This window comes from Ensifer sp. NM-2, assembly GCF_003024455.1.
Taxonomy (GTDB): domain Bacteria; phylum Pseudomonadota; class Alphaproteobacteria; order Rhizobiales; family Rhizobiaceae; genus Ensifer; species Ensifer canadensis.
Map to the genome: position 1 here is coordinate 95179 of NZ_PVZR01000005.1, position 24213 is coordinate 119391.

25 protein-coding genes and 2 pseudogenes are annotated in these 24213 nt (G+C 58.2%); 11 read left to right on the top strand and 16 right to left on the bottom strand.

What is annotated here, in order from left to right; all coding sequences use genetic code 11:
• Positions 1-91 precede the first annotated feature (91 nt).
• Both C6558_RS12060 and C6558_RS12065 read right to left on the bottom strand, forming a co-directional pair.
• Positions 92-355, bottom strand: a complete 264-nt coding sequence (locus tag C6558_RS12060) for a hypothetical protein (RefSeq protein WP_146160880.1) — start codon at positions 353-355, stop codon at positions 92-94.
• A gap of 203 nt (positions 356-558) precedes the next feature.
• A complete protein-coding gene (locus C6558_RS12065; protein WP_057209287.1) occupies positions 559-2388 on the bottom strand; it encodes an ABC transporter ATP-binding protein/permease in 1830 nt (609 codons plus the stop codon).
• Between the two features lie 248 nt (positions 2389-2636).
• On the opposite strand from C6558_RS12065, the gene C6558_RS12070 reads away from it, so the two are divergent.
• Positions 2637-2864 (top strand): hypothetical protein, encoded by a 228-nt coding sequence (locus C6558_RS12070; RefSeq protein ID WP_057209292.1) that lies wholly within the window; start codon positions 2637-2639, stop codon positions 2862-2864.
• Between the two features lie 129 nt (positions 2865-2993).
• On the opposite strand, the gene C6558_RS12075 is transcribed toward C6558_RS12070, so the two are convergent.
• The 4 genes and pseudogenes from C6558_RS12075 to C6558_RS12090 form a co-directional block, all read right to left on the bottom strand.
• Positions 2994-3209 (bottom strand): type II toxin-antitoxin system RelE/ParE family toxin, encoded by a 216-nt coding sequence (locus tag C6558_RS12075; protein ID WP_371412260.1) that lies wholly within the window; start codon positions 3207-3209, stop codon positions 2994-2996.
• Positions 3206-3451, bottom strand: a complete 246-nt coding sequence (locus C6558_RS12080; protein ID WP_057209295.1) for a CopG family ribbon-helix-helix protein — start codon at positions 3449-3451, stop codon at positions 3206-3208. The genes C6558_RS12075 and C6558_RS12080 overlap by 4 nt, the downstream gene beginning before the upstream one ends.
• Positions 3452-3567: 116 nt before the next feature.
• Positions 3568-3791, bottom strand: a pseudogene (locus C6558_RS12085) (GSU2403 family nucleotidyltransferase fold protein); the annotation flags it as partial.
• A 32-nt stretch (positions 3792-3823) separates the two neighbouring features.
• A complete protein-coding gene (locus C6558_RS12090; RefSeq protein ID WP_107027286.1) occupies positions 3824-4555 on the bottom strand; it encodes a GntR family transcriptional regulator in 732 nt (243 codons plus the stop codon).
• Between the two features lie 206 nt (positions 4556-4761).
• On the opposite strand from C6558_RS12090, the gene C6558_RS12095 reads away from it, so the two are divergent.
• Both C6558_RS12095 and C6558_RS12100 read left to right on the top strand, forming a co-directional pair.
• On the top strand, positions 4762-5775 hold the full coding sequence (locus C6558_RS12095) for an SIS domain-containing protein (RefSeq protein WP_057209306.1): 1014 nt from the start codon (positions 4762-4764) through the stop codon (positions 5773-5775).
• Between the two features lie 82 nt (positions 5776-5857).
• Positions 5858-6670, top strand: a complete 813-nt coding sequence (locus tag C6558_RS12100) for a PfkB family carbohydrate kinase (protein WP_057209384.1) — start codon at positions 5858-5860, stop codon at positions 6668-6670.
• A gap of 266 nt (positions 6671-6936) precedes the next feature.
• On the opposite strand, the gene C6558_RS12105 is transcribed toward C6558_RS12100, so the two are convergent.
• The 3 genes from C6558_RS12105 to C6558_RS12115 form a co-directional block, all read right to left on the bottom strand.
• Positions 6937-7908 carry an amino acid ABC transporter permease gene (locus C6558_RS12105; protein WP_057209309.1) on the bottom strand — a complete coding sequence of 324 codons (972 nt, stop codon included), beginning with the start codon at positions 7906-7908 and terminating at the stop codon, positions 6937-6939.
• A gap of 22 nt (positions 7909-7930) precedes the next feature.
• Positions 7931-9211 (bottom strand): FAD-binding oxidoreductase, encoded by a 1281-nt coding sequence (locus tag C6558_RS12110; RefSeq protein ID WP_107027287.1) that lies wholly within the window; start codon positions 9209-9211, stop codon positions 7931-7933.
• A gap of 63 nt (positions 9212-9274) precedes the next feature.
• On the bottom strand, positions 9275-10102 hold the full coding sequence (locus tag C6558_RS12115) for a transporter substrate-binding domain-containing protein (RefSeq protein WP_057209312.1): 828 nt from the start codon (positions 10100-10102) through the stop codon (positions 9275-9277).
• Between the two features lie 872 nt (positions 10103-10974).
• Here C6558_RS12115 and C6558_RS12120 point away from each other — a divergent pair.
• Both C6558_RS12120 and C6558_RS12125 read left to right on the top strand, forming a co-directional pair.
• On the top strand, positions 10975-11730 hold the full coding sequence (locus tag C6558_RS12120; RefSeq protein WP_057209315.1) for an SDR family oxidoreductase: 756 nt from the start codon (positions 10975-10977) through the stop codon (positions 11728-11730).
• A gap of 451 nt (positions 11731-12181) precedes the next feature.
• On the top strand, positions 12182-13351 hold the full coding sequence (locus tag C6558_RS12125; RefSeq protein ID WP_057209317.1) for a zinc-dependent alcohol dehydrogenase: 1170 nt from the start codon (positions 12182-12184) through the stop codon (positions 13349-13351).
• 191 nt (positions 13352-13542) lie between these two features.
• On the opposite strand, the gene C6558_RS12130 is transcribed toward C6558_RS12125, so the two are convergent.
• Complete coding sequence (locus C6558_RS12130) at positions 13543-13815, bottom strand: hypothetical protein (protein ID WP_057209320.1); 273 nt, start codon at positions 13813-13815, stop codon at positions 13543-13545.
• Positions 13816-14104: 289 nt separating this feature from the next.
• Between C6558_RS12130 and C6558_RS12135 the strand changes: the two are divergent.
• From C6558_RS12135 to C6558_RS12150, 4 genes and pseudogenes are all read left to right on the top strand, one after another.
• Positions 14105-14358: pseudogene (locus C6558_RS12135) on the top strand (aspartate-semialdehyde dehydrogenase).
• A 222-nt stretch (positions 14359-14580) separates the two neighbouring features.
• Positions 14581-15057 (top strand): Hsp20 family protein, encoded by a 477-nt coding sequence (locus C6558_RS12140; RefSeq protein WP_057209322.1) that lies wholly within the window; start codon positions 14581-14583, stop codon positions 15055-15057.
• A gap of 66 nt (positions 15058-15123) precedes the next feature.
• Positions 15124-15423, top strand: a complete 300-nt coding sequence (locus C6558_RS12145; RefSeq protein WP_057209325.1) for a DUF982 domain-containing protein — start codon at positions 15124-15126, stop codon at positions 15421-15423.
• A gap of 8 nt (positions 15424-15431) precedes the next feature.
• Positions 15432-15713, top strand: coding sequence for a hypothetical protein (locus tag C6558_RS12150; protein WP_057209328.1), 282 nt, complete (start codon positions 15432-15434; stop codon positions 15711-15713).
• Between the two features lie 289 nt (positions 15714-16002).
• Here the strand turns inward: C6558_RS12150 and C6558_RS12155 are convergent, their stop codons facing one another.
• Positions 16003-17046, bottom strand: coding sequence for an SDR family oxidoreductase (locus tag C6558_RS12155; protein ID WP_057209332.1), 1044 nt, complete (start codon positions 17044-17046; stop codon positions 16003-16005).
• A gap of 78 nt (positions 17047-17124) precedes the next feature.
• Here C6558_RS12155 and C6558_RS12160 point away from each other — a divergent pair, with 78 nt between their 5' ends.
• Both C6558_RS12160 and C6558_RS12165 read left to right on the top strand, forming a co-directional pair.
• Complete coding sequence (locus C6558_RS12160) at positions 17125-17574, top strand: MerR family transcriptional regulator (protein WP_057209334.1); 450 nt, start codon at positions 17125-17127, stop codon at positions 17572-17574.
• 128 nt (positions 17575-17702) lie between these two features.
• Positions 17703-18959: an arsenic transporter gene (locus tag C6558_RS12165; RefSeq protein ID WP_107027288.1), complete on the top strand. Its 1257-nt coding sequence runs from the start codon at positions 17703-17705 to the stop codon at positions 18957-18959.
• A 461-nt stretch (positions 18960-19420) separates the two neighbouring features.
• Here the strand turns inward: C6558_RS12165 and C6558_RS12170 are convergent, their stop codons facing one another.
• From C6558_RS12170 to C6558_RS12195, 5 genes are all read right to left on the bottom strand, one after another.
• Positions 19421-19720: a hypothetical protein gene (locus C6558_RS12170; RefSeq protein ID WP_057209341.1), complete on the bottom strand. Its 300-nt coding sequence runs from the start codon at positions 19718-19720 to the stop codon at positions 19421-19423.
• Positions 19721-19901: 181 nt separating this feature from the next.
• On the bottom strand, positions 19902-22151 hold the full coding sequence (locus tag C6558_RS12175) for a heavy metal translocating P-type ATPase (RefSeq protein WP_107027289.1): 2250 nt from the start codon (positions 22149-22151) through the stop codon (positions 19902-19904).
• 2 nt (positions 22152-22153) lie between these two features.
• On the bottom strand, positions 22154-22960 hold the full coding sequence (locus C6558_RS12180; protein WP_107027290.1) for a DUF2189 domain-containing protein: 807 nt from the start codon (positions 22958-22960) through the stop codon (positions 22154-22156).
• 213 nt (positions 22961-23173) lie between these two features.
• The gene (ccoP, locus tag C6558_RS12190; RefSeq protein ID WP_107027291.1) at positions 23174-24055 is read right to left on the bottom strand and encodes a cytochrome-c oxidase, cbb3-type subunit III; all 882 of its coding nucleotides are present in this window, start codon (positions 24053-24055) and stop codon (positions 23174-23176) included.
• Entirely contained in the window at positions 24046-24213 is a 168-nt protein-coding gene (locus C6558_RS12195) for a cbb3-type cytochrome c oxidase subunit 3 (protein WP_107027292.1), read from the bottom strand. Before C6558_RS12195 ends, ccoP begins: the two co-directional genes overlap by 10 nt.

Consider the following 24213-nt stretch of genomic DNA (forward strand, 5'->3'; position numbering starts at 1 on the left):
AGCCTAATGCGACTCCCGACGGCCCGACGTGTCGTGCGCCTAACGGCGCTCACCAAGCCCTACTCGCGGCGCCGTAAGCCGATCCTGTCCTTTACGGGCCGTTTGACTTTGAAAAGCGCGGCTTCATCTCGTGGGCAAGATCATCAAGATACTCAAGCGCTTCACCCGTTGCGATCGCGGAGTTTGTGCTGCCATCGTCTGCCGAACGGCGTATGTCGCTCCTGGCTGCTTCCAATGCACTTTCGATGAAGGCATGAGGATCCTGGCTGTGCGCCGCAGCCCATTGAAGGAGGCGACAGATCAGCTGCTCATTGACGCGTATAGCGGTGATCGCGTGGCTGAGCATCAGGTTCATCTTATGGGCTTTGTCGGCTGTGATCCTTCGTGCCATCGGGTGGTCTTTCAACTTTGCGGGTGAAGGTCTGCGCCGCGACTTTCGAAAATCCAACTGCCTACGCCGGAATTTGTTCCGTCCGCCAGTGGCTAAAATCCTCGTGTGAACCGAGGGCGTAACGGGGGCTTCTTCGAAGAGTGGTAGCGAACTTCGTGCTATCGATCCTATCCCTGTGCGTCACGCCAGGCATTTATTGGTATCCTTTCCGCAACGCCGTCGTTGATGGCGAGCACACTATCGAAGAAGTCTGCTCCTTCTTCTGACTGGATGGACGAGGTATCGTGCATAACGGCAACTACGATCGCCTCTGGACAATGGTCCTTGATCGATTGGTGAAACGACTGCGCCGCCTGGCCATCAAGTGCGCTCGTCGCTTCGTCAAGGAATAGCAGATCCGGCCTTAGCAGAAGAATTTTCGCAAGGACGAGTTTTTGTTTTTCACCCCCCGACAGGAGTTTGTCCCAGTTCTGCCCATCGCGTCCATCGCTCAAAAGCTCCTCCCCGAACTCTCCGAGGCCGGCGCCTTCCAAGGCCGCCACTACAGAGGCGTCGGTGTGCGCGTCAGCCCGGTCTGGCAAACAAATGAGATCCTTCAGGCAAATACTCTGAAGCTTCACGTCCTGTGCGGCATAGAGGCTCTTTCCGGTCTCTGGCGTCGTGATCGTGCCGCGGCCGTGCGCCCAGAGACCATTTACCGCCTTGATAAGCGAGGTTTTGCCACTTCCGGATTCTCCCACGACTAAAATCCATTCTCCGGGAACGAAGCGCAGCTGGTCAGCGACCAAGAATGGCTCGTCATCACCCGTGTGCAGGAGCTCAATCCGCTCGATGGTCAAACCGAGCGCAGCATCCTGGGTCTTGTATTCGAACACTGAGGGACCGCTGCGAGCATAATAATCCTGCGGCTGCTGAACCGCTTCGACCGCTTGCGCAAGTTCGGTGATTCTGCGTGCGTCGGCCCTTAACGTCGCAATATCGGGCATCGCATGGATGAACCAGGAACATTCGTTGATGAGCGCTGTCGCCAGCTCGGCGCCGGTGACGTAATCCTGCAAGCTGATCGTTTTGTCGACATAGGGGATCAGTCCGGGCGCATAGGCGACGATACGCGATCCTAGGAAATTATGCACCAGCTCGAAGCCCATGTAACCGGCGGTCACGCGATTAAGGCTCGCCCAAGTGTTGTCAATCTCGCGATATCGGCGCCCGTTGATGGCTCTCTGTGCCGGTTCGCCCTTGATGACTGCAACATGAAAACTACGGTGCAACAATTGGTTCAGTTCGCCACGATAACTCCCCTCTGCGGATTGAATGCGCACGGATAGGCCTTGCATCACACTGCCGAGCTTGGCTGCGACGAATGTATTGAGTGGCACGTAGATCGCGATAGCCAGCAATGTCAGACAGGCGGTACCGTAGCTACCCAGAAACTCAATTCCACTGACGGGGCTCGAGGTTTCGATCAGTTTTGTCCCGACAAATCCCAGCGATAGCACAACGCCGGCGATTCCCACGCCAAGGCCGATCGCGCCACCCGTCATGCCCTTTATGGCTTCCTGTACCCTCTGATCGATGTTGTCGGGCGATGAAGTGTCCTGGCCCGTCGTCGCCCCGAACCCGTTTTGCTGAAGATGAAAATGGGTATGGTTGGAATCGAGCAAGGCCTGGTTAAAGCGTGCGTCAAGCCATTGGCGCCATTTCCGATGGAGCGTGGTCGAAAAGAAGTGACGGACCGCAGTAAATCCCGCATCCCTAGTGATCGCGATCGCGGCGAGGGTCGCCGCGGTAGTCAGCAGCGACGAAGGTGTGGTGGGCACGGTTGGATGGTGGAAGTTGGCAATCCGATTGACGAGCTCGCCGGACGTCAAAGCGAACCAGACGCTCGCTTGAGCCGACAAACCGGTGAGTAGAAGGATGAGGAACGTTAAGCCCCAGGCCTCGCGCCACCGTTCAGATAGCCAATAAGCCAGCAATAGGCCCCAGAAGCTGCGCATTGAGGAAACAGGGCTGCTCCGGCGTCGGCGTTTTCCGCGGAGGGGCCATCTTACCAGTGCTGTTGCTCGTTGTGCGTTGCTGCGCACGACCTCGCTCAAACTCATCTTGATGAATTGGGGCGCCGATCAGACTTTGTCAATTCGGTAGTCGAGAGGCCGGCCGGTTCCGCTGCTGCTGGCCGGGTTTGACGACCGACGTCGGGAACTATCGTGCTCGCGAGCTGTTGGTGCCTAAAAGGAGAATACCGATGACACGAGATATTAGAAGCTCGACATTTTACGTCCTGGAACAGCACGACGCCTCCAGCTCCACCGATGCGATTCCTGTCAGTTTTGAAGAGGCTTTCGAGCAGGCCAAAAAGCTCACTGCAAGCGGCCGTGCCGTTCACGTCCTTTATACCGACGACGCTACTCAGATGCAGTTGACCCGCTTTGCCGAGGCCGGCATCAGAACGAGCCTCGCTCCGCAAGGATAAGACAAACAGCGACGCGCGGAAATGGGAGGCCGTTGAAATGAATGCGCGCGCTTACAGCATCTTCGGCCATTTCTGAGAAGCGTGCATCACAGTAATGATTTCAATGTCCTTGTCGAACCCGAAAAGGGATTATTGTAAGGAATATCGGATAATACAATTTCGCGCGTGCCTGCGATGCGACCGATGCGTCCCAGCTGCCGGCAGCTCTGCTAGCATATCGACAGACGCTACGAGACGGGCAACGACCCGTGCAGCAGCATCTGGATCGTCATGTTCGATGTACGCACCGATTTCGTCAAGCCGCTGCAACGCCCGCACGGTCCAGCGGATGCGCCTCTGCTTCATGACCGAGAAGCCGCCTTGACGTATTTGCCGATCACGCGTGCCACGTCGTCCTCACAAGCGAATTCACCTCGGTCCGCCTCGGCAATACCAGCTTCCATTTCCGCAATCTGGCACTCTTCGCGTGATACGAAATCTTCAATAGCCTGTGCGGCCATGTAGGAGCGGGAACGGTCGAGTTTTTGGGCAAGTTGGTTTAGACGGTCGGCAACTTCGTCCGGGACGCGGATTGTAAATGCTGCCATGAGGGGACCTTTCAGGTTCACTTTGAATATATTTGAACCACTCTGTTCGTAAAGGTTCAAGGGATCCTTCTTGCAGAGTTTTCGTGTGCGATGATCGTAACGCTAATGACAGCCGGCGACGCCGGGTTGCCCGTCGAGAAATTGGTCCGGTTTACGAATGCGGTCACACGCGCCTTGTCGGCCTGATGGGGGACCGCCCGAAACGAGGGATCGACAGCTTCCAGGATACCCAAGATCGGAGGCAGACTGTCATCGACCTCCTGTGAGATCGCGAAATCGATAACCAGGTTGCATTGCCAGTCTGCATTGCCGTCGCGGGCAACCGGACGCCGACGCTCCCGAATCGCGTCCAGCATCCTTTCATCGGACAGCCTATTTGCGCGTCAGGCTGAAGGAGAAATGGCTGCCGCGATGATAGTCAAGCGCGTAGTTCACCGGGATGCCGGCTGCGTTGAAGCAGGTTTCGGTGATGAGCAGGGCTGGCCCGAAATCCCTGAGGTCATGGCGCGCGACGACGTCATCGGGAAGCATGACGGAGGATACCCTTGCGGCGGACATACGCGGGCGGCTGCCTCGTTCCTCGAGCAGGTCCATCAGCGATCCGCTCCAGTCGAGGTCGTAGAGCTTCGCCGGGATAATGCTGCGCGGAACGTAGTCGATACAGTACAGGATCGGCTCGTCCTCATGCAAACGGATGCGCTCGATGCGGATCACGCGACCGGTGGGTGGGAGATGCAAGCTATCAGCGACGCGCGCGTCGGGTGTTTCCTCGGAAATCGACAGCACCTTGTTGACGGTCGTATAACCGTAGTGGCGCGCCATGTCCGTGACGCTCTCGAAGACCGTGATCGGGCGATCGACCTTCACGGCCGAGAGCGCCGAAACGAAACGGCCGCGACCGTGCTCAACATAGATGACGTCGTCCTGTTCGAGCAGCTTCAGTGCTTCGCGAAGCGCCGGGCGGGAAATTTTGAAACGCTGCGTGAGCTGCGCTTCTGTGGGCAGCTTGTCCCCGGGTTTCAGCCCCTCCAACCGGATGAGATCGGCAATCCTGTCCCGAAGCTGAATGGCCAGGGTGCGCGAGTCGCGAAGGGGCTCCTGCACTTAAACGCCTCATGTCGTCGTTGATCGTTCAATTGTTCTTGTCTGACAAATCCTTGCCGGTCAAGTGTACGAAGCCCGGCTTTGGACAGCGCGTCCGCCTCGCTTCACGTTTGTTTCCGTAGATCGCGGAAAAGCCGCCTTGACAGATATTCCTGATGATGTCAGTTGTCTTACAACTATCTCATGTAGACACCGAGAACAGAACCATGCTGAATTTTGACGAACAGAGATTCCTGCGTATCCAGTCCGGCGCAATCGCGCTGCAGAGCCGCCTGGAAACAGTGATCGTATCCTGTCTTTCGGCCGGCGCAGAGAACATTTTCTTCCTCGGCACCGGCGGCGCTGCGATCCTGATGCAGCCTGCAGTTCAGTTGCTGCAACAGCGCTCACGCTTTCCCACCTTCATCGACATGCCGGCGGAACTGGTGCTCGCAGGCTCGGCGCAGCTGACGGACAAGTCGATCGTCGTCATGCCGTCGCTGTCCGGGACGACGAAGGAAAGTGTAGCCCTTCTCTCCAGCCTGAAGGAAATCGGCGCGACAGTTGTTACCCTGGTCGGCCATCAGGAGACTCCGCTCGGCAGGGGCGGGGACCACGTCTTCGTCAACTTTGCCGAGGACGATACGTCCTGCGAATCCTTCTATCTGCAGTCGCTGTTCATTGCGCTCGCGATCCTGAACCATCGTGGCGAGATCGAAAATTACGCCGAGATCGTCAGCCAGCTCTCCGGCATGCCGGCGCTGCTGCTGGAGGTGAAACGAGCCTATGAGCCCAAGGCAGAGGCCTTTGCCAAGATCCTCGCCGCCTCGGACTACCACATCATTACCGGCGCCGGGAACGTCTGGCCGGAAGCGTTCTATTACGGCATGTGCATCCTCGAGGAGATGCAGTGGATCCGCACCCGTCCCGTGCATGCGTCCGATTTTTTCCATGGCACGCTCGAACTCGTCGAAAAGGGCGTCAGTGTCATTCTCTTCAAGGGTGAGGATGCGGCACGCCCGCTTGCCGAACGCGTCCAGAACTTTGCGCCGGGCTACACCGACAAGCTTACCGTTCTCGACACTGCCGAGTTCGAACTGCCCGGCGTTTCGGCCGATGTGCGGGCGCTGGTGTCGCCGGTGCTGATGGCGACTGTGCTGGAGCGCATCAGCGCCCATCTTGAAGTCCTGCGCAATCATCCTCTCACGACAAGGCGTTACTACAAGCGCGTCGCCTACTGATATTGCTGCTTGACGCTATAATCCGGAGCTGCGAATGCGCATCATCGCGTTCGCGGCTTCCGCGTCCTATCCCGAGATGCGCATGAAAACCCTCCGCTTCGCCGCCGTCGGCGACAATTGCATAGACCGGTTCCAGCCTCCGCTTTCGCAATCGCTGGTTGGCGGCAACGCTGTCAACGTTGCGGTACAGCTCGCCCGGCTCGGCCATGGCTCGCACTATTTCGGTGCCGTCGGTTCGGATCCGGCCGGACAGCGAACGCGACATCTCCTGGCTGACAACGGTGTCGACGTAACCCACATACAGGAACGTTTCGGCGTCACCGCCTATACCGAGATAGACGTGCTTCCCTCCGGCGAGCGTGTCTTCGCTTTCGAGGATTTCGGCGTCTGCGCCGGCTACAAGCCGGACGCGGACGAAATTGCTGTCCTCAAGACCATGGATCACGTGCATCTCGGCTGGATGGACGATGAAGGCGTGGTGCGTCGCACGCTCGCCGATGCCGGGGTCAGTGTGTCCCAGGATGTGTCCGTCAATGCCGATCCCGTCAATCTGGGAACCGAAGGTCTGACGATCGCCTTTGGTTCCGCCGGCGACGACGACGCAACGGCCAAAGACTTGCTGCGCCGCCTGCTGGAATGCGGCGTGCCGCTTGCTGTCGTTACCCGAGGCAGCAAGGGAGCCGTGGTCAGCGATGGAAGACAAACTGTTTCGATCGGCATCCGGCCGGTCGAGGTGGTCGACACGACCGGTGCCGGCGACAGCTTCGTTGCCGGCTTTCTCGCAGCCCGTGTTGCAAGTCTGCCGCTGCCTGATTGCCTTGCGGCCGGGCGCGATCAGGCCGCAATGACCTGCATGCATGTTGGCGGTTTTCCGCAGGTGCCGCAGCCGCTCTGACGGGTCGGGCGATGCACGCCAGACGGGGACACCAGGCTGGCGCGGTAACAGCCGCAGCCTTCGGCCGATTGCGAAAGACTGGATTTACAGTGCCACGAGGACGGCGGCGGTTACAAGAAAGGTCGCCTTAGGCGCCGGCAACCCCCCATGCCATGACCTTCACGATGGCACCAGTGGGCGGAGAAGATCGCGAGGGCAACAACAAGAAGATCCACGGCTGTTCGGCGGCACGATGGATGCGCCGCCGCGGGTCGTGGGCGGGCGCATCAACGGGCATTGAAGCGGCCGAAACGTTCCTCGATGCGAGACTGGGCGTATTCCAGGCCGATCGAAAGGATCCAATAGATCATCGAAGCGGTGATCAGCATCTCGATGTGACGGAACTCCGTCTGGCCCTGGGTGCGGGCGAGATACATGATTTCCCAGACGCCGACTACGGAGACGAGTGAGGAGTCCTTCAGCATGGCGATGAACTGGTTTCCGGTCGGAGGAATGATGACACGCATCGCCTGCGGCAGGATTACGAGCGCCAGGGTCTGGTTGGGGCTGAGCCCGAGCGCGGTGGCGCCTTCCGTTTGGCCGCGTGAAATGCTCTGGATGCCGGCGCGGAAGATTTCCGTCATGTAGGCGCCGTAGCACAGCGAAAGCGCCAGGATCCCGGCAGGCACCGCGCCGATCACATAGCCGACCTGTGGCAGGCCGAGATAGATGATGTAGATCTGCATCAGCAGCGGCAGGCCGCGAAACAGCGAGGTGTAGAAGGTGGCGAGGCCGTAGATGACACCGTTGCTGGACAACTTGGCGATTGCGCCCGCCAACGCGATGACCGTCGCGATCACGATGGAGATCGCGGAAATGTAGAGCGTCGTCACCACGCCCTGTGAAATGAGAAAGCCGATCTTCTTGGCGATGAACGCGAAGGACAGATCGAACGAGTAGAAGAAGAGCATCAGAAGAACGAAAAGCTCAAGCCAGACGCCGACCACCTGCTGGCGCCGTGACAGCTGACGCAATGCCTTCCAGTTGGCGGCAACGATGAGCGCGATCAGGAGAGACGAAGCCAGCCGTCCCATGGTGGGGTTTTCGCCAAGCCAACCGGCCGTGGCGGGCAAGACATGGCCGATCCAGGCGGAGCTGACACCGAGCATATAGAGCGCAAGGACCACCAGGGTGAGGATCAGCAGCGCTCCGGCACGGCGCGAGGCCTCGGGATAGATTAGTATCAATCGACCGATCATGGTTTAGACCTTTCCCGTCTTCTCAGGCGGCGCGCTCGCGCCACCAATCCTGTGCCTGGAGCTTCCAATAAGTGAGCTGGGCGACGGCAAGCCCGGCAAGCCCGCCCGCCCAGACGAGGCCGAACGGTTCATAGAGCTTGTAGCGTTCTGTCTCACCGAGAATGCCTTCGGCGATGACCTTGCCGCCGATCGCCGTCGTGTTGAGGCCGTGCCCGCCGAAGGCAGTGCAATACCACACACCGGGGCTCATGCGCCCGATCTGGGGCATCAAATGGCGGGCGTAGGACATCAGGCCGGACCAGGCAATTTCGGTCTTCAACCCGGCGAGTTGCGGATAGGTGCCGACCATTTCGGCCCGCAGTTCGCGCACGAGCGCGTCGCTCGAGGCTGCGCGAGTGGTGATGCGACCGCCCCACAAGAGGCGCCGGCCGCCATCGATCACGCGGTAGTAGTCGCCCGCGCGCCGGTTGTCGCCGATGGCATCCTTCGTTGCGATCGCCGATGCGATAAGATCTGGTGCATCCTCGCTGACCATGACGTATGTTGCAATCGGCAGGAAAGAGCGCTTCAATTTTCCGTTGAGCGATCCGGTGTAACCACCTGTCGTGAAGACGACATCGCGGGCGGTCACGTGTCCACCTGCGGTTTTCACCCGCTTCTGGGCGCCTGCCAGGTCCACGGATTGTACCGCTGACATTTCGCAGATGCGGCCGCCAAGGCGTTCGATTTCGCGGGCGATAGCGCGCAGATAGTTCAGCGGGTGCATGTGGAACGCATTGCCGTTGCGCAATGCCTGGAAATACCGGTCTGACTTGAGGGTCGCGCGGACCGCTTCGCGATTCATGAATTCGAGTTCGTAGCCATAGCGCCGGCTGGTGTCTTCCGCATAGGCCTTGAGGCTTGCAGCATTGTCGTAGCGCAGCACGCTCATCAGGCCGGGTTGCGGCTGAGCGTCATCGATCGATAGGTCGCGGATGTTTTCGCGGATGAACTCCATGCCTTCGATCGACAGCAGATGGAGACTACGGGCTGCTTCTTCGCCGGTGATACGCGCGATTTCGTCGCCGTCGGTTGCATAGCCCGGGCTGACGAAGCCGCCATTTCGGCCGGATGCGCCGTAACCAACGCTTTCGGCTTCCAGAACCGTAACGCTTTTGCCGGCTCGCGCCAGTTGCAGGGCCGTCGACAGCCCCGCGAGGCCGCCGCCGACGATCACGACGTCGCAATCGTTCGAGTTTGACAGCGAAGGACGCGCAGTCAGATCTACCATGGTGCGTTTATAATAGGTATCAGGATATGTCATGCTGTCCGGCTCCCCCAGATGCTTAGTGCGGCGTGAGACAGATCGGCCCACGCCGCCATGTCGTCAGTCCGTGCTGTAGTCCTTGCCGTACCACTTGGTCGTCAACGTGCTGAGAGTGCCGTCCTTCTTCATCTCCTCGATGATGCTGCCGACCTTTGCCGTCCACTCCGGATCGACTTTTTCAGCGATCACGACGAGCGGCTCGCGGAAGGCATATTCACCTTCCAGGCTGCGGAGCGGATAGCCATTCTTGATGGCATTGAGGGCCGTTTGCTCAGGCGCGATCACCGCGTCGAGGCGCACGCCGCTACCAAGCCGAAGATCGTCGAACGGCAGCATGGAATCGGCAAAGGTTCGCACTTCGCCCGGCTCCAGTTTGTATTCGATCGGCGGCAGGCCAGGCGCGTCGATTTCCAGTCGGCGGTTGATGAAGTCTTCCGACGTCGTCGCGGTCTCGACGCCGATGACTTTGCCGTTGAGGTCAGCAACTGACTTCGCGTCACTGTCCTTGTGCACGACATAGACATAGGGGCTGTAGTAGTAGATGCCGACAAAATCGATGACCTGCGCGCGCGCTTTGGTCGGCGTTACAGAACCGACGCCGAGATCGTAGCGTCCTTGCCAGCGGCCGCCGGTCAGCGTTGCCCAGTCTGGCGTCTCGAAGCTCACTTCGACGCCGAGGCGCTTAGCGATTTCGCGGGAGACATCGATATCGAAGCCGACCATCTCGTTGCTGTCGTCCAGATAACTCTGGGGTGGCCAGCCGCTGTTGGTGGCGACGACCATTGCCTTTTTTTCCATAACGCGGTCGAGCGTCTGCCCGGCATGGGCAGACGCGGCCGCGGCGACGAATGCGGCGCCTACGGCCAATCGTACAAAGAGCTTCCTCACATGATCCTCCTATTCGATCCGTCAGCCATGATCCCCTGTTATGTAAGATGTCTGACAACCGAATGTGTCAGTGCTTGTATTCTCGAGTCAAGGCCGTCGAGCCGACGAAATCATGAAAGGTTCAGATGGAATCATATCTTTCCGTGATGAGTGGCAACCTAAAGAAGCAGCATTCGAAATCGTCCCAGAGCTTTGGCCGTGACGGTCACTTTTGCCATTTGGGGCCGAGGAACGCGAAAGTCAGCCGCGGTCTCCGAGGAGATTCAAGATCAAGGAGATCAATCTCCAATTTCATCGCATCCTGGATGCGCTCGTCAAACAACCGGTGAGGCCGAACGGGCCCGGGCGACATCACGACGAGGCCAGGATGGCGCTCACTTGAACCGGCAATTCAATCTCTGATCTCTCGCGGCGGTAAGCCTTCGATTATTATCCGTTCTGATCGGTGTCTTGGCATTCACCTTGCGCCGGCTTTTTCCGCCAAGAAGTGATCTGCGTCGTTATCCAAGGTTCATGCAAAGCGAAACCTGCGCGCCGCGTCTCAAACCCTGCTTTGCCAGACCGTGCACAAGTGTGACTATCAGGCGAGCTCGATTGGGCCTAAAGGATGCCAAGTGAGCAAGCGCCACCGTTAGAGGCGATCGCGTGGGATACCAAGGACGGGCGCGACCGGGTAAATGGCTGCCGAAGCTCGGCCATGCCGTTTCCGCGCATCTAGGGGCTCGGCCTGATCGACGTCAAGCCGCTAATCACCCATACTCTGCCACGGCCCGATGCGCTCAAGGCTTTCGATATTGGCTCGGAGAAGGGCGAGGAAGGCGCAGATCGATTTTAGCGGATATGCGAAGCGACGAAACCATTTGGGAGGAACCATGAGCATCCAACTCTTCGACCTGTCAGGCAAACGCGCCCTCATTACGGGCTCCTCGCAGGGCATCGGCCATGCGCTGGCACACGGGCTGGCAGCGGCAGGCGCCGAGATCATTCTTAATGGACGCGACGAGGAAAAGCTGAAGGCTGCCGCCGAAGGCCTCGGGGCAAGGCATACACTTGCGTTCGACGCCACGGATCATGATGCTGTGCGGGTGGCCATTGACACCTTCGAGGCGGAGGTCGGCGCAATCGACATCCTCGTCAACAATGCCGGAATGCAGCACCGCATGCCGCTGGAAGATTTTCCGGCCGATGCATTCGAGCGGCTCCTGAAGACGAATGTTTCGACCGTGTTCAACGTCGGTCAGGCGGTTGCGCGCCACATGATTGAGCGCGGCGCTGGCAAGATTATCAACATTGCCAGCGTGCAAACAGCGCTCGCTCGCCCTGGCATTGCACCCTATACGGCTACGAAGGGCGCGGTCGGCAACCTGACCAAAGGCATGGCGGCCGACTGGGCGAAGTACGGTCTGCAATGCAACGCCATCGCACCAGGCTATTTCGACACGCCGCTGAACGCCGCCCTCGTCGCGGATCCGACCTTTTCCGCCTGGCTGAAAAAGCGCACGCCGGCCGGTCGCTGGGGCAAGGTCGAGGAACTCGTCGGCGCCTGCATCTTTTTGTCTTCGGACGCTTCCTCCTTTGTAAACGGCCACGTCCTCTACGTCGACGGCGGTATCACAGCCTCGTTGTGAGGCCGACGCGCCCGGGCGCGAGCTCCCCGCCACTGGTCATCTCGGTACAGGTGGTTTCATTGGCAAAGGCTGGCTTGCAGTACAACGCGTTCTTTCCGGAATGGATGTGTACAGCCGTTCCATCGCGCCACAGATTGCGCACCCGGCCTGGCTGGACAAGCACTATAAGGCGATATCTAACCAATTTGATCTCGAACGCCTGGTTTTCGGCGGCCGGCGCGCCCTTTGCATGTAGCGCCAGGCAAGGCCCGACGCGGATCGCGATGCTTGTGCGGCCGCAATGGTTGCGGCCTAAGCCGCCCGAGCGCTGCGGTTCGTTAGCACCGATCCGCGTGACTGAAAGAAGGAAACCGTGCGGGTGGGCCAGAGACCCCCAAACCTCACCGGACCTCAACGGATCAAATTGGCTTGCGCGTGGTTGGGCACAGACTTTCGAACTGTGGAGGCCCCGATGAAAGCTCTGACCTGGCATGGCAAACACGATATCCGCTGCGAAAGCGTGCCTGACCCACAAATCCAAGAGGGTAGGGATGCCATCATCAAGGTCACGGCCTGTGCTATTTGCGGCTCCGACCTGCATCTGTTCAATGGCGTGATGCCGGACATGCACAGTGGCGATATCATGGGGCACGAAACCATGGGCGAGGTCGTCGAGGTCGGCAAGGACAATAGCAAATTGAAAGTGGGCGACCGTGTCGTTGTTCCCTTTACGATCTCCTGCGGTGAATGCTTTTTTTGCAAACGCGGGTTCTTTTCCGGCTGCGAGAGAAGCAATCCAGATCGCGCCAAGGTCACAAAGATGTGGGGAAACTCACCGGCGGGGCTGTTTGGTTACACCCATCTTTTGGGCGGATATAGCGGCGGGCAGGCTGAATATCTACGTGTGCCCTATGCCGACGTAGGGCCAATCAAGGTGCCGGATGAATTGACCGATGAGCAAGTCTTGTTTCTTTCCGATATTTTCCCGACCGGCTACATGGCAGCGGACTTCTGCGACATTCTGCCAGGTGACACGATCGCGATTTGGGGTTGCGGCCCGGTTGGGCAGATGGCAATCAAATCGGCCTTTATCTTGGGTGCCGGCCGGGTCATCGCCATCGATACAGTGCCTGAGCGGCTTGCCTTAGCAGAGCGGTCAGGCGCCATCATACTCGATTTCATGGACAAGGATATCTACGACCGGGTCATGGAGTTGACCAATGGCCGGGGTGCTGATTCCTGCATCGATGCCGTGGGCACAGAGGCTGATGCGGCCGCGAGTTGGGATTCGCGCATCGACCGGATCAAAGTGGCAACCTTCATGGGTACGGACCGGCCTCATGTGCTACGCCAGGCAATCCATTGCTGTCGAAACTTTGGCACTGTCTCCATCGTCGGGGTTTATGGAGGGTTCCTTGACAAGATTCCCATGGGATCAGCCATCAATCGGGGTTTGACCTTCAAGATGGCGCAGACGCCTGTCCAGCGTTATCTGCCGCTGTTGATGGAGCGCATCGAAAAGGGTGAGATCGATCCCTCCTTCATCATCACCCACCGAGCGTCCTTGGAAAAGGGACCTGACCTCTACAAGACCTTCCGCGACAAGCAGGACGGCTGCATCAAGGTCGTCCTTAAGCCCTAAAGCCAAAGACCATGGCGGTGGCACCTGGCAGAACGCGCAAGAAGGCCTGCGCTAAAGCCACTTCGACCGTGATCGTCGATCGTCCTGGCCCGAGGAGCAATAAGGTTATGATCTATAATGACGCTACTTCCCGATTTGCGCGGCAATGGCGGCGCGCTTTCGGGTTCCAAGGGTCCGGTCGGCGCGGGTCGTCAATCGGTAGCAAACGACGTTCGAGGCATGCGGCGGCCGCATTGAATGTCCTGCATCAGTTTGAAGAGCCATAACCTTTGATCCCGTGAGAGGATGAAGATGTCAAAATCCTCAAGAGCTAGGTCCAACGTTTCCTCTACCAGGGCCGCTGCTGAAGTCGGATTGGAGCACATCCCGCGGGCCCATGTCCTCAGGTCCGGCATGATGTCTTTGACCTTCATCTCCCTCACCATGATCGTCATGAGAAGCCTTTCAAACGCGAGAGTGATCACGCCCAACTTCCCGAAAGCAGCATTGTTCCTAAGCTAATGAGGCTCGTGGAGGATCGGGAAAATCAGGTGCCCGACCAATCAATTGCGGCGATGGTCCACGATGCTGGAAGCGCAGACCATCGAACCGGTGGTGTAGCTGTGCATCCGGTCCCGACTTGCTCATCACTCCAAAGTCAATCGATCCACTATGCGGCGTCTTGAAATTTCGCCTTGTCGGCGTCAAGTTTTCTTGGGTTCTTTTTTCATCCGGTGTGTAGATGCGAATGGAGGATTTCATGCTCTGCCCGGAATTGGTTTCTATGACGCCCGTTCATCGGATCTCGATTACCAGCTTAACGGTTATGGTCTCACCACTGCGCATATCCTCTATCGCATTCCGATTTCGAATCCGTCCTGCAGGCCCATGTCTGGCAGGACTACGATTTGGCTCCCGATTTCCCGCAATTGCATAGGTTCCTCGACTTCTGGCAGGCCAATCTTGAAGGTCCGCTGCACTCTGTCCGCTATTCGTATCAGCGTCTGATCGGGCTTGAACGGAATTAGTTACTCCCTGGCCATGTGCTCTCGAGGATCGATGAGCTTGATCGGGAAACCAGAGATTTACCGCTGGTCTGAAGGCCGAAAATTTTCCCAGCCATCGCTCTTGAATCCGAAATTCGCGAAAACCAGATCAATTGTCGCCGGCCGCTGCGATCAGGGCTGGCTTTGCTGGGAGCCCCGTCTTTCGGCGCTTCCGTACCCATGTTGCTCAAGGAGGATATGGCTATGGCAACATCTTACGACTACGCACCGCTGTTCCGCTCGAGCATCGGCTTCGACCGGATCTTCAATCTTTTGGAAGATGCGCAGCGCGGCCGCTCGATCAGCGACTGGCCGCCCTATGACATCGTCAAGACCGGCGAGGACAGCTACCGGATTTCGATCGTAGTGGCCGGCTTCGCGCAGGACGATCTTGACTTGACCTTTCAGTCCAACCTGCTGGCCGTGACCGGCAAGAGGCAGGAACCTTCCACGGACGGCTATCTGCATCGTGGCATTGCCGGCCGCCCGTTTGAACACCGGTTTGAGCTTGCCGACCATGTCAAGGTGACTGGCGCGGATCTGAAGAACGGTCTTCTGTCCATCGATCTCGTTCGAGAAATCCCGGAGGCACTGAAGCCGAGGAAAATCTCCATCCAGAGTGAACAATCTCTGGCGCCATCAGCCGCTCCGGCACAAATCAAAGCGGACAGGGCTGCTTGAGAAGCTGTGAGGGGGCGCCGATGCGTCGGCGCCCTATGACACTTCGGGTCAGGAAGGAGAGAGACGATGAAACCCGATATGTTCAAAGCGCCCGTATCCATTCTCGTTGGCCTCGGTTTTCCCGCAGAGGTTCGCAGCGTCCTCGAGGCCTACCGCTATCTCTCCGAGTGTCCGACGTCACTCAGAGACACGGCACATTCTGTTGCGTTAAGGGCATGTGGAGCCGCGCTTCGCGGCGAGATAGAAGCAGAGACCGCGCGTGGCTTGTTCGCCGCCTTTGCAGAGAAACATGATATGCTGACGCCGGACACCAAATCCATCGTTGCGTTTCGCCTGCCGCGCGATAGAGATCCGCACGTGCGTTGAGTGGCCCAATGATACACAAGACTCTGGAAAACGCGGTCAACAATGCGATGACGAAAGGACCAACAGTTCTGGCCTTGCAAGGTCTGGCGTTTCAACGGCCAATCGACGTTGTGATGGCACCTGCACTTTCTGTCGATGACAAGCGCGCGATCCTCGCTGCCTGGGCTTCGGACTATTACGCGATAGACTCACAACCGGCCCTGCGTCAAATTCCGGGAACACCTGAACCGGTTCCTATTGACGAGGTTCAGCGCGCTTTGGCAGAACTCGATTGTCGTTACCAAGCCTGACGGCATTTCCAGGAGGGGAGCCAGTAGCGACGAGGAAGGGCTCGCAGCTCTGCCGTCGGGTGCTGGCCAACCCGAAACCTGAGCACGCGGTGGCGGTCGAAGAAACGTCCCCGATCCTGTTCACTTTGATGCCCTATCACATGAGAGGTGACGCCCGCCAGCGTGGGGTGGGTCCTCGAGTAGATCGGGACCACCATTGGCTGGCGAGCGTAAATGATCGGCGCATTGCCCTTGCACCTCGGCACCATCTTGCCGATGGACTCGCATGCGGGCCTTCTCACCGAACGTTTCAGCTAGGCAAGAAGCCGTGCGTACGGAACCAAGCCACTTCATCACGCAGGGTCTCGATCACCGGCCGGAACTCCAGACCCAATTCTCGTGTGCTCTTCGCACAATCATAGCGAGAGCGATCATTCTCCGCTGCCACCGTTTTCGCCATGGCCCAACTCAAGAGGACCGGCTTGCCAGTTATCCGAGCGTAGAGTTCATTGCCAGCGCCGATCAGGTAAAGCAAAATGAGCGGAATGCGGCGCGTCGGTGCCTTTGCCGTGGTGGCTTGTGCGATCAAGGGCAACAAATCGGTCATGGTCATATGCTGTCCGGCGGCAAGGTAACGTTCGCCCCGTTGCCCCCGGCGGTTAGCCAGGATCATCGCCCGCGCCACATCGCGCGCATCGACCACCGAGAAGGAGCCGGGTGGAACACCGGGCAAGCGCTCGAGCGCCACGTCCAGCACCGTCTGGCCAGCCGAGGTCGGCCCGATATCCCCAGGCCCGTGCATCCAACCCGGTAGCACCATGGCCGCCCAGAAATCGGGATGTTTGTCGAGAAAATCGAGCACCACGCGGTCCGCCAGGATCTTGCTGCGATAATAATCATCGGCATCCCGCTCATCCCGCAACATGGACTCGTCTATGGTCTGTCCCTTCGCACCACGCAGTACAGCGACCGAGCTGGTATGGACGAAGCGCCGCACGCCGGCTCGATAAGCGTGATCGAGCAAGCCACGGGTACCCGCGATATTGGCGGCGTAGAGCGCGTCCCAATGACTCCCGCCCTTGTAAGAGTCGCGGAAATAGGCCGCTGTGTGGAAAACCACGTCCACGCCCTTAAGCGCGTCAGCGAAACCCCGCACGTCGAGCATGTCGCCGGTGATGATCTCCAAATCCAGCCCGGCAAACTGCAATGTTGCTTTTTCGGGCGAGCGAACCAGCGCTCGCACGCTCCAGCCGTCGGCGATTAGTTCGCGGACCAGATTGTTGCCAAGGAGGCCGGTTGCGCCCGTCACGAAGGCAGTCGGCGCATGGGAATCATTATTGGGATAGTTCAGCATGAAAGTGTTCCATATTTGAGGGAACACCTCGTATAAGGCTGGACTAAGGTCCATGGTCAAGAGCTTGAGGGGTGAAATATGCTGATCGGAGAATTCGCCCAGCGGACAGGGTTGAGCCAGGACACTGTCCGATTTTACGTCCGCAAAGGTCTGCTCACGCCGCAACTCGGTGCCCAAGGTGGTCGCAATCCCTATCAGATCTTCAGCGACCGGGACGCCTCGACGGTTCGGATGATCCGTTTCGCACAATCACTGGGTCTGCCACTCAAGGAGATCGCGGAGATTGCTACGGAACTGCAACGCGAGGGTTTATCGCCGGCGCGGGAAATCGAGATCATGAACGTCCAGCTCGTCAAGCTTGAGCAGAAGGCAACCCAATTGGCCGAGCTGACCAATTACCTGCGGGCGAAGCGCGACTGGGTCGTATGCGGCAAGCCGGGCGATGAACCCCGATTTACCGATGACACGCTTTGCCTAATCCAGCGCCCGGTTTCCGGCTTCAGCTGCACTTCTTCAGACGCGGATTGATTCCGGACAGGTTGGCTACCCCAACTCAGGGCAGCGCATTTCCACGGGCCTTTTTTCGGTGAGCGATTGCGGATATACCGCCCTTCTTTCCTGCTGTTGCAGCCTCCGAAATCTAATTTGGAAACACGATGAACGCATTGACCATGACCTGGGGCATAGCTGGCTTGACCGCACTCGGGGTGATTACACGGCCCTTTGCCTGGTCGGAATCAATATGGGCGATGCTCGGCGCGGTTCTGCTTGTTGGGTTTGGGCTTATCGGTCCGACCGATGCCTGGGCTGGTATTGCAAAAGGTACCGATGTCTATCTGTTTCTAATTGGCATGATGTTGCTCTCCGAGCTCGCTCGTCAGGAGGGGCTGTTCGACTGGCTGGCTTCGATCGCCACCACCCACGCCAAGGGATCGCCCAAACGCATGTTTGTCCTGATCTACGCGGTCGGAGTTGTTGTGACCGTATTCCTGTCGAACGACGCTACAGCGGTCGTGCTCACTCCTGCAGTCTATGTGGCCTGCCGGGCAGCGAAGGTGAGGGACCCTATGCCCTATCTCCTTATCTGCGCTTTCATCGCCAACGCTGCAAGCTTTGTCCTTCCCATCTCCAATCCGGCCAACCTGGTGATTTTCGGAGGCGGGGACATGCCGCCACTATCGCGTTGGTTCGCCTACTTCGCACAGCCTTCTCTCGCCTCCATCATCGTCACATTTCTCGCACTGTACTGGACGCAACGCTCGGTCATTGCGTCTGATGGCGTCGCGTCCAATGTACAGGCCGTGCCATTATCCTTCAGTGCGAAGCTTGCTGGTTTTGCTTTGTGCGGGACGGCCGTCATACTGCTTGGCGCATCGGCGCTGCATTTCGATCTCGGTCTCCCTACGTTTCTCGCCGGTTGTGTGGCAACCGCCGCAGTTCTGCTGATCACGCGAAAAAGCCCTATCGAGACGCTGAAAGATGTTTCGTGGAGTATGCTGCCTCTGGTCGCCGGCTTGTTCGTCGTTGTTGAGGCATTGAACCGAAAAGGACTGATTGATCATCTCGCGCAGTATCTTTCCGACCAGGCATCGGCCTCTCCGGCACAGACCGCAGCTGCTGCGGGCGCAATCGTGGCTCTGACGTCCAATCTCGTCAACAATCTGCCCGCGGGGATTGTCGCTGGAAGCGCCGTTCAGTTGGCACACGCGTCCGATAAGATTGCCGGCGCGGTGCTGATCGGCGTCGATCTTGGCCCCAACCTCTCCGTCACCGGATCGCTTGCGACGATACTTTGGCTAACCGCGCTTCGCCGCGAGGGACTTCGGATCGGAGCCTGGGCATTCATGAAGACTGGCTTTGTCGTGATGGTGCCCGCGCTCGCTGCTTCGTTGGCCGTCCTCGCGATCCAGTGATCATAGTGGCCAGGCTTTGCTGCAGATCGCTTGGCAACAATCCTGCGCTCTCGTAGGTAGCGAGGGGTAGACTAGAGGCGAGCCGCATGAGGCTGATTTGGTGCTGATGTTGGGCGAAATGTCGACACTCTACAGCCCTGTGCGGGCCAATGCTGTGCTCGATCCTTACGGTTTAGCGCTGACAGGGTTCATGCTGCTCGTAGCCTGGAAAGCGCCGCCCTGGATTGTTGTCAGCTGGTGGGCAGGTGGAGCCTCACTCTCAAAAGAGCGCCGACTGTCGCTGAGGCAGTAGCAACCAGCTGGTCTGTCAGGATGTGTCGCCGGGCTTGGCGGTGTTTTGCTTGCCGCCGATCTCGGCTTTTCGATCGAGCCGGGCGAGGATCACGCCCCATCACTTCGCCGCGACGCATCAAGAGCCGTCGCTCCGTCAAGCCGACCTAGGCTTAGGATAGCCATTCGGCTCAAGGTTGCTCAATGGCCTTTGGTACGCGGCGGCCCCGGACGACGCCTAGAACCGCTCCCAAAGTTCCACCTGTAACCGCGCCTGCGGAACCGCCCGCAAGAACTGCGATGAAGGCGTTCAGCAGTGCAGGCAGGACGCCGGACGCGGCCTGCACGTAGATCCCTGCCGCCAGCCCCAAAACGGCACCCACAATGCCAAGCATAATTGCGAAGCCCGTCACCGTTTCCGACGGATCGATCATTGTTGAACGTGCGGTGTCATCAATCGGCGGATGTTCGTTTTCTGCGCCTTGCTCCATTTTTCACTCCCTATCGCCGCTTCAATTGCCCACTTGCGAAACGCCCTTGTATCGCCGGCGACCCTCGCCGTCGTTCAAGAGGATTCGCGCCGCTGCACCGTCCAAATCTCTGAACTGGTGTCAGCACACAGGCCGACTGGGCCCATAAGGAGTGCCACGGGTATGAGAACCACCAGATAACTCATGATATCACGGCGGGGTGGCCGCTCCATTGTTCCCAGCGAAATATCGGGCTAGCTAACCGCATGGAATTGCAAACGACAAGAACCGACGACAACGACATTGCAATCGCTGCTGCTAGCGGCGTGACGCTTCCCGCAATCGCAAACGGAATACTGACGACGTTATAGGCCACCGCGAAACCGAAATTTTGGCGGACAAGATCGTTTGCTCGTTTGGCGGTCTCGATAATGTCTCGCACAGCCAACAGATTATCGCCCAGGAATATGAAGTCAGCATGGTTTCGGCCAATGTCCGAGGCCGTTGATGGCGCGATCGAAACATCGGCTGCGGCGAGGGCAGGGGCGTCATTTAACCCATCGCCAACCATCACGACTTTATCTGATGAGGATTGGAGAGCCCTTATCGCGGCAACCTTGTCAGCTGGGAGCAGCTCCGCGCTGTATCTTTCAATACCGAGACGGTTTGCAACGCGAGATACGGCACGTTTATTATCTCCCGAGACAATACCGAGCGAGGTCCCACCCGCCCTCAGTGTTTGAACCAGCTCTGACGCTCCTGGTCGGACGACGTCCTCAAATTCGAAGACGGCAAGTATCTGATCGTCTCTGGTGAGCACCGAAGCGGTCCCATCGAAGTCTCGTGAAAAGTCCGGAAGGTTCGTTGCCCAGGATGCTCGGCCCAAACGGTAGGTCTGCCCGTGCCTGCGCCCTTCGATACCAAGACCGTGAATTTCGTCTACACTGTCGAATACTTCCGGCTTCGAACCCGCGCGCGTACCCGCATCGGCAACTGCTCGTGCGACGGGATGGTTTGAAAGCTGCGCAAGGCTGGTTGCAATACCAAGAGCGCCGGCAGGTATTTGCTCGGCCTTGACCAACTGAGGTAGGCCAAGCGTCAGCGTTCCTGTCTTGTCGAACAACACGGTGCGCGCGTGGCATACCCGTTCCAGGGCAGAACCGTCCCTCACCATGATGCCCCGTTCGAAAAGCTGCCGTGTTGCGACGACCTGGACCATGGGAACCGCCAATCCAAGTGCGCATGGGCAGGTGATGATCAGAACCGCGATCGCAGTTGTGACGGCTTGGTGAAGGTCTCCCGAGACGTACAACCAGCCAGCAAGCGTGATTGCGGCAATGGAGTGGACCACCGGCGAATACAAGGCTGCGGCGCGATCCGCCACGCGCCTGTAGTTTGTTCGAGCGCTTTCGGCCGCGTCCACCATGCGTGCCATTTCTGCTAAAAAAGACTCGCCGGCATTTTTGGTCGCAACAACCAGGATTGGGTTACCAGCGTTCAGTACGCCCGCTGACAACGTTGCGCCCACGTCGACGGACCTCCATCGACTTTCCCCTGACACTAAGGACGAGTCGATTTCGGTTCCTCCGTCGTGCACAACGGCGTCGACCGGTACGCGATCGCCTGACCGGACAAGCAGGCGCATTCCCGGCTGAACTTCCTCCAGTGGGGTGTAAGAAAACGTCCCATCCTCATGCGCGACGTTGGCGCCCATCGGTATGAGTTTTTGAAGATCATCGATCGCGGAACGTACCTTGCCCCGCATCATTTGATCCAGGGTCCTGCCAGCCAGGAGGACGAAGATGAGCGACACGCTGGCATCGAAATAAACATGTCGCGCGCCTGTAAAGGTATCGTACAAACTGAGGATGAATGCGAGGATGATGCCGACACTGATAGGTACATCCATGTTGGTCTGTCCGCTCCGCAGCGCCCTCCATGCGGATGCATAGAAAATCCTGCCGGAGTAGAAGACAGCCGGAAGGGCCAAACCAGCGGAAATCATGTGAAATGCGTTTCGTGTTGCTGGATCTGCCCCTGACCAGACCGAAACAGAGAGGATCATGATGTTCATTGAGCAAAAGCCGGCAACCGCAAGCGCTACCAAGAACGACGACAAGGATTCATCGGCGGACAGATCAGTGACGATGTGAGCAGAATAGCCCGCCATGGCTAACGCCCCGATGAAATCGGGGCGTTGGGCCTTTTCGCTGTCCCAACTGACTGTGACGCGTCTTCGTGACAGGTTCACGCGCGCGGATTCAACAGCTTGGAGGTCGCCCAACGCCCGTTCGATCTTTGCGATACAACCTGCGCAATGCACGTCAGGTGTAGAAAAGGTTACCTGTCGAAGTCCATTTCCAACACCCCGGCTTGCCAGGAATATTTCCTCGCCACGAGAACGAACTGCATCCTTGTCTGGACAAATATCAGCGAACGAGCAGCAAGCCATGGCTATTTCACCGCTTTATACGCGTGCCAGGTTGCGTGGCCGAGAAGCGGGAAAATGACGATCAACCCGATGCCCGCGGTGGCCACTGCGATCACAAACAGAGCCAAAATCAGCGCGCCCCAGAGCAGCATTGGACGCAAGTTGTTCCAGACCAACGCGGCACTGACACCCATCGCCGTGAAGGCATCGATCTGCTGGTCGAGTAGCATTGGAATCGAAAAGGCGCTGATTGCAAATGAGAAACCTGCGAACAAGGCCCCCACAAATAGACCCACGGCTAGCATCGCCCAGCCGGTCGGCGTGGCGAGGAGCAGTTCGGCGACGTGCTGGAGGCCGGGGAAGGGGCGAACGCCAAAAAAGAGTGCATAAATCAGGACTGCGGCTCGCATCCACAAAAGCATGAGCATGCAAAGGAGCAATCCTGTGAAAAATACCTGAGCGCCAGCTCTCGGGCGGACGCCAAGCATCCCACCGAACGTGGTCTGCTGCGCGCTCTCAAGGCGAGCACTCTTCAAATAGAGACCCGACGCCAGAAGTGGTCCGATGATCATCAGACCGGCAACAACTGGAAAGAGAAAGTAATCGCGCCCGGTTGCAAACAATACCCATACCGAGAGGCTGCAAAGAGCGCAGACGACGACGCCATAGGCCAGGCTTTGGGCAGGGGAGATCAAGAAGTCGCGCCAGCCTTTAGCCAGCCAGGTGAACGGGGCGTTTATGGGCAGGTGTCGTTGCCATTTTGGGTTCCAAGTTTCTTCTATACCCGAGACCTCACTAATGAGACGCCTGGTTTTGTTGTGCGAAACCATATGACTCTCCTTAAGCTCGCGATCAGCACGATGACTTGGCTGCCTTGAACTGCCCCGGTCCAGTTCCCGCATCCTTCAGATGCGCTACACATCCAGGATCGCTGTCGTACGCCACAAACAACAAATGAGCATTCGCGCCCACAAAGAGCGCGCACGCCGCAGCAATGAGAGAGAAAACCAGGATGGCCGATTTTGATCGGTTTCTTGTCGTCATCACGGCTTCTCTACTCCAAGGGAGTTCACATAAAGAGCCAGGACCTTGATCTCGAGGGGCGTCAACCGCTCGTCCCAAGTTGGCATGTGGCCCTGCCGTCCGCCGTGAACTGTATCGATGATATTTTGAAGGCTACCGCCATACACCCAATACTGGTCTGTAAGGTTGGGTGCCCCAACCTCCTGATTTCCTTGGGCATCCTCACCATGGCACGCAGCGCACGTTGTGAGGAAGACTTCGCGGCCGCGCTCCATTTGCCCGACGTTATCGGCAGTGGAGGCGGCGGGAATAGTGAGGGAGCGAACATACAATGCGACATCCCTGACCTGATTGCGATCCAGCATTTCGTCACGGCCAAAGGCGGGCATCTGCGCCACCCGGCTCTCCTCATGCTGGGTGTTGATCCCGACTTTGAGCGTCTGAGCAATGTTTTCCGGACTGCCGCCCCACAGCCAATCGTCATCCGTGAGGTCTGGGTAGTTATTCCTACCCCGCCCATCGACGCCATGACAGGCAGCACAGTTATCTCCGAACAATTGGTGCCCCATCGATCTGACGGTGGCCATCAAACGTTCGTTGGCTCTGATTTCGTCGAAAGATAGGGTTTCAAGTTGTGTCGTCAGGGCGGCCCGGGCTGATGTGGCACTTGCCAATTTCTCTTCGACGGTTTTGCGCTGGTCGATACCCAGCAGCCCCTTGGTGTAGGTCGAACCAAGCGGCCATGTAGGAAGCAGCACCCACCATACAAGCGCGAAAATATGCGTGATGATGAGGAAAAGAAGGACCCCTCGCGGTACCGGAGTGTCCAGTTCTTTTATGCCGTTCCATTCGTGCCCGGTTGTTTTGCGGCCGCTAACGGGATCGATTTCGTCTACTTCCATGGCACATCGTCCTCATCGAGAATGTTGTGTTTTGCCCGGTCGAACCGAGCCTTGTTAGACGGCCAGAAAGTGTAAACAAGCACGCAAATCGAGAAGCCGATGAGGTAGAATAAGCCCCAACTCTTGGCTGCTTCAACCAGAGTTTCGTGCGTAAACAT

What these genes read in the sequence shown, in the direction of transcription:
- C6558_RS12075 (WP_371412260.1), bottom strand. Translation starts at nt 3,209, where the DNA reads ATGAAGCAGAGGCGCATCCGCTGGACCGTGCGGGCGTTGCAGCGGCTT.
- C6558_RS12180 (WP_107027290.1), bottom strand. Translation starts at nt 22,960, where the DNA reads ATGGTTTCGCACAACAAAACCAGGCGTCTCATTAGTGAGGTCTCGGGT.
- C6558_RS12175 (WP_107027289.1), bottom strand. Translation starts at nt 22,151, where the DNA reads ATGGCTTGCTGCTCGTTCGCTGATATTTGTCCAGACAAGGATGCAGTT.
- C6558_RS12165 (WP_107027288.1), top strand. Translation starts at nt 17,703, where the DNA reads ATGAACGCATTGACCATGACCTGGGGCATAGCTGGCTTGACCGCACTC.
- ccoP (WP_107027291.1), bottom strand. Translation starts at nt 24,055, where the DNA reads ATGGAAGTAGACGAAATCGATCCCGTTAGCGGCCGCAAAACAACCGGG.
- C6558_RS12120 (WP_057209315.1), top strand. Translation starts at nt 10,975, where the DNA reads ATGAGCATCCAACTCTTCGACCTGTCAGGCAAACGCGCCCTCATTACG.
- C6558_RS12150 (WP_057209328.1), top strand. Translation starts at nt 15,432, where the DNA reads ATGATACACAAGACTCTGGAAAACGCGGTCAACAATGCGATGACGAAA.
- C6558_RS12155 (WP_057209332.1), bottom strand. Translation starts at nt 17,046, where the DNA reads ATGCTGAACTATCCCAATAATGATTCCCATGCGCCGACTGCCTTCGTG.
- C6558_RS12065 (WP_057209287.1), bottom strand. Translation starts at nt 2,388, where the DNA reads ATGCGCAGCTTCTGGGGCCTATTGCTGGCTTATTGGCTATCTGAACGG.
- C6558_RS12095 (WP_057209306.1), top strand. Translation starts at nt 4,762, where the DNA reads ATGCTGAATTTTGACGAACAGAGATTCCTGCGTATCCAGTCCGGCGCA.
- C6558_RS12100 (WP_057209384.1), top strand. Translation starts at nt 5,858, where the DNA reads ATGAAAACCCTCCGCTTCGCCGCCGTCGGCGACAATTGCATAGACCGG.
- C6558_RS12170 (WP_057209341.1), bottom strand. Translation starts at nt 19,720, where the DNA reads ATGGAGCAAGGCGCAGAAAACGAACATCCGCCGATTGATGACACCGCA.
- C6558_RS12195 (WP_107027292.1), bottom strand. Translation starts at nt 24,213, where the DNA reads ATGTTTACGCACGAAACTCTGGTTGAAGCAGCCAAGAGTTGGGGCTTA.
- C6558_RS12070 (WP_057209292.1), top strand. Translation starts at nt 2,637, where the DNA reads ATGACACGAGATATTAGAAGCTCGACATTTTACGTCCTGGAACAGCAC.
- C6558_RS12145 (WP_057209325.1), top strand. Translation starts at nt 15,124, where the DNA reads ATGAAACCCGATATGTTCAAAGCGCCCGTATCCATTCTCGTTGGCCTC.
- C6558_RS12060 (WP_146160880.1), bottom strand. Translation starts at nt 355, where the DNA reads ATGAACCTGATGCTCAGCCACGCGATCACCGCTATACGCGTCAATGAG.
- C6558_RS12160 (WP_057209334.1), top strand. Translation starts at nt 17,125, where the DNA reads ATGCTGATCGGAGAATTCGCCCAGCGGACAGGGTTGAGCCAGGACACT.
- C6558_RS12110 (WP_107027287.1), bottom strand. Translation starts at nt 9,211, where the DNA reads ATGACATATCCTGATACCTATTATAAACGCACCATGGTAGATCTGACT.
- C6558_RS12105 (WP_057209309.1), bottom strand. Translation starts at nt 7,908, where the DNA reads ATGATCGGTCGATTGATACTAATCTATCCCGAGGCCTCGCGCCGTGCC.
- C6558_RS12125 (WP_057209317.1), top strand. Translation starts at nt 12,182, where the DNA reads ATGAAAGCTCTGACCTGGCATGGCAAACACGATATCCGCTGCGAAAGC.
- C6558_RS12140 (WP_057209322.1), top strand. Translation starts at nt 14,581, where the DNA reads ATGGCAACATCTTACGACTACGCACCGCTGTTCCGCTCGAGCATCGGC.
- C6558_RS12080 (WP_057209295.1), bottom strand. Translation starts at nt 3,451, where the DNA reads ATGGCAGCATTTACAATCCGCGTCCCGGACGAAGTTGCCGACCGTCTA.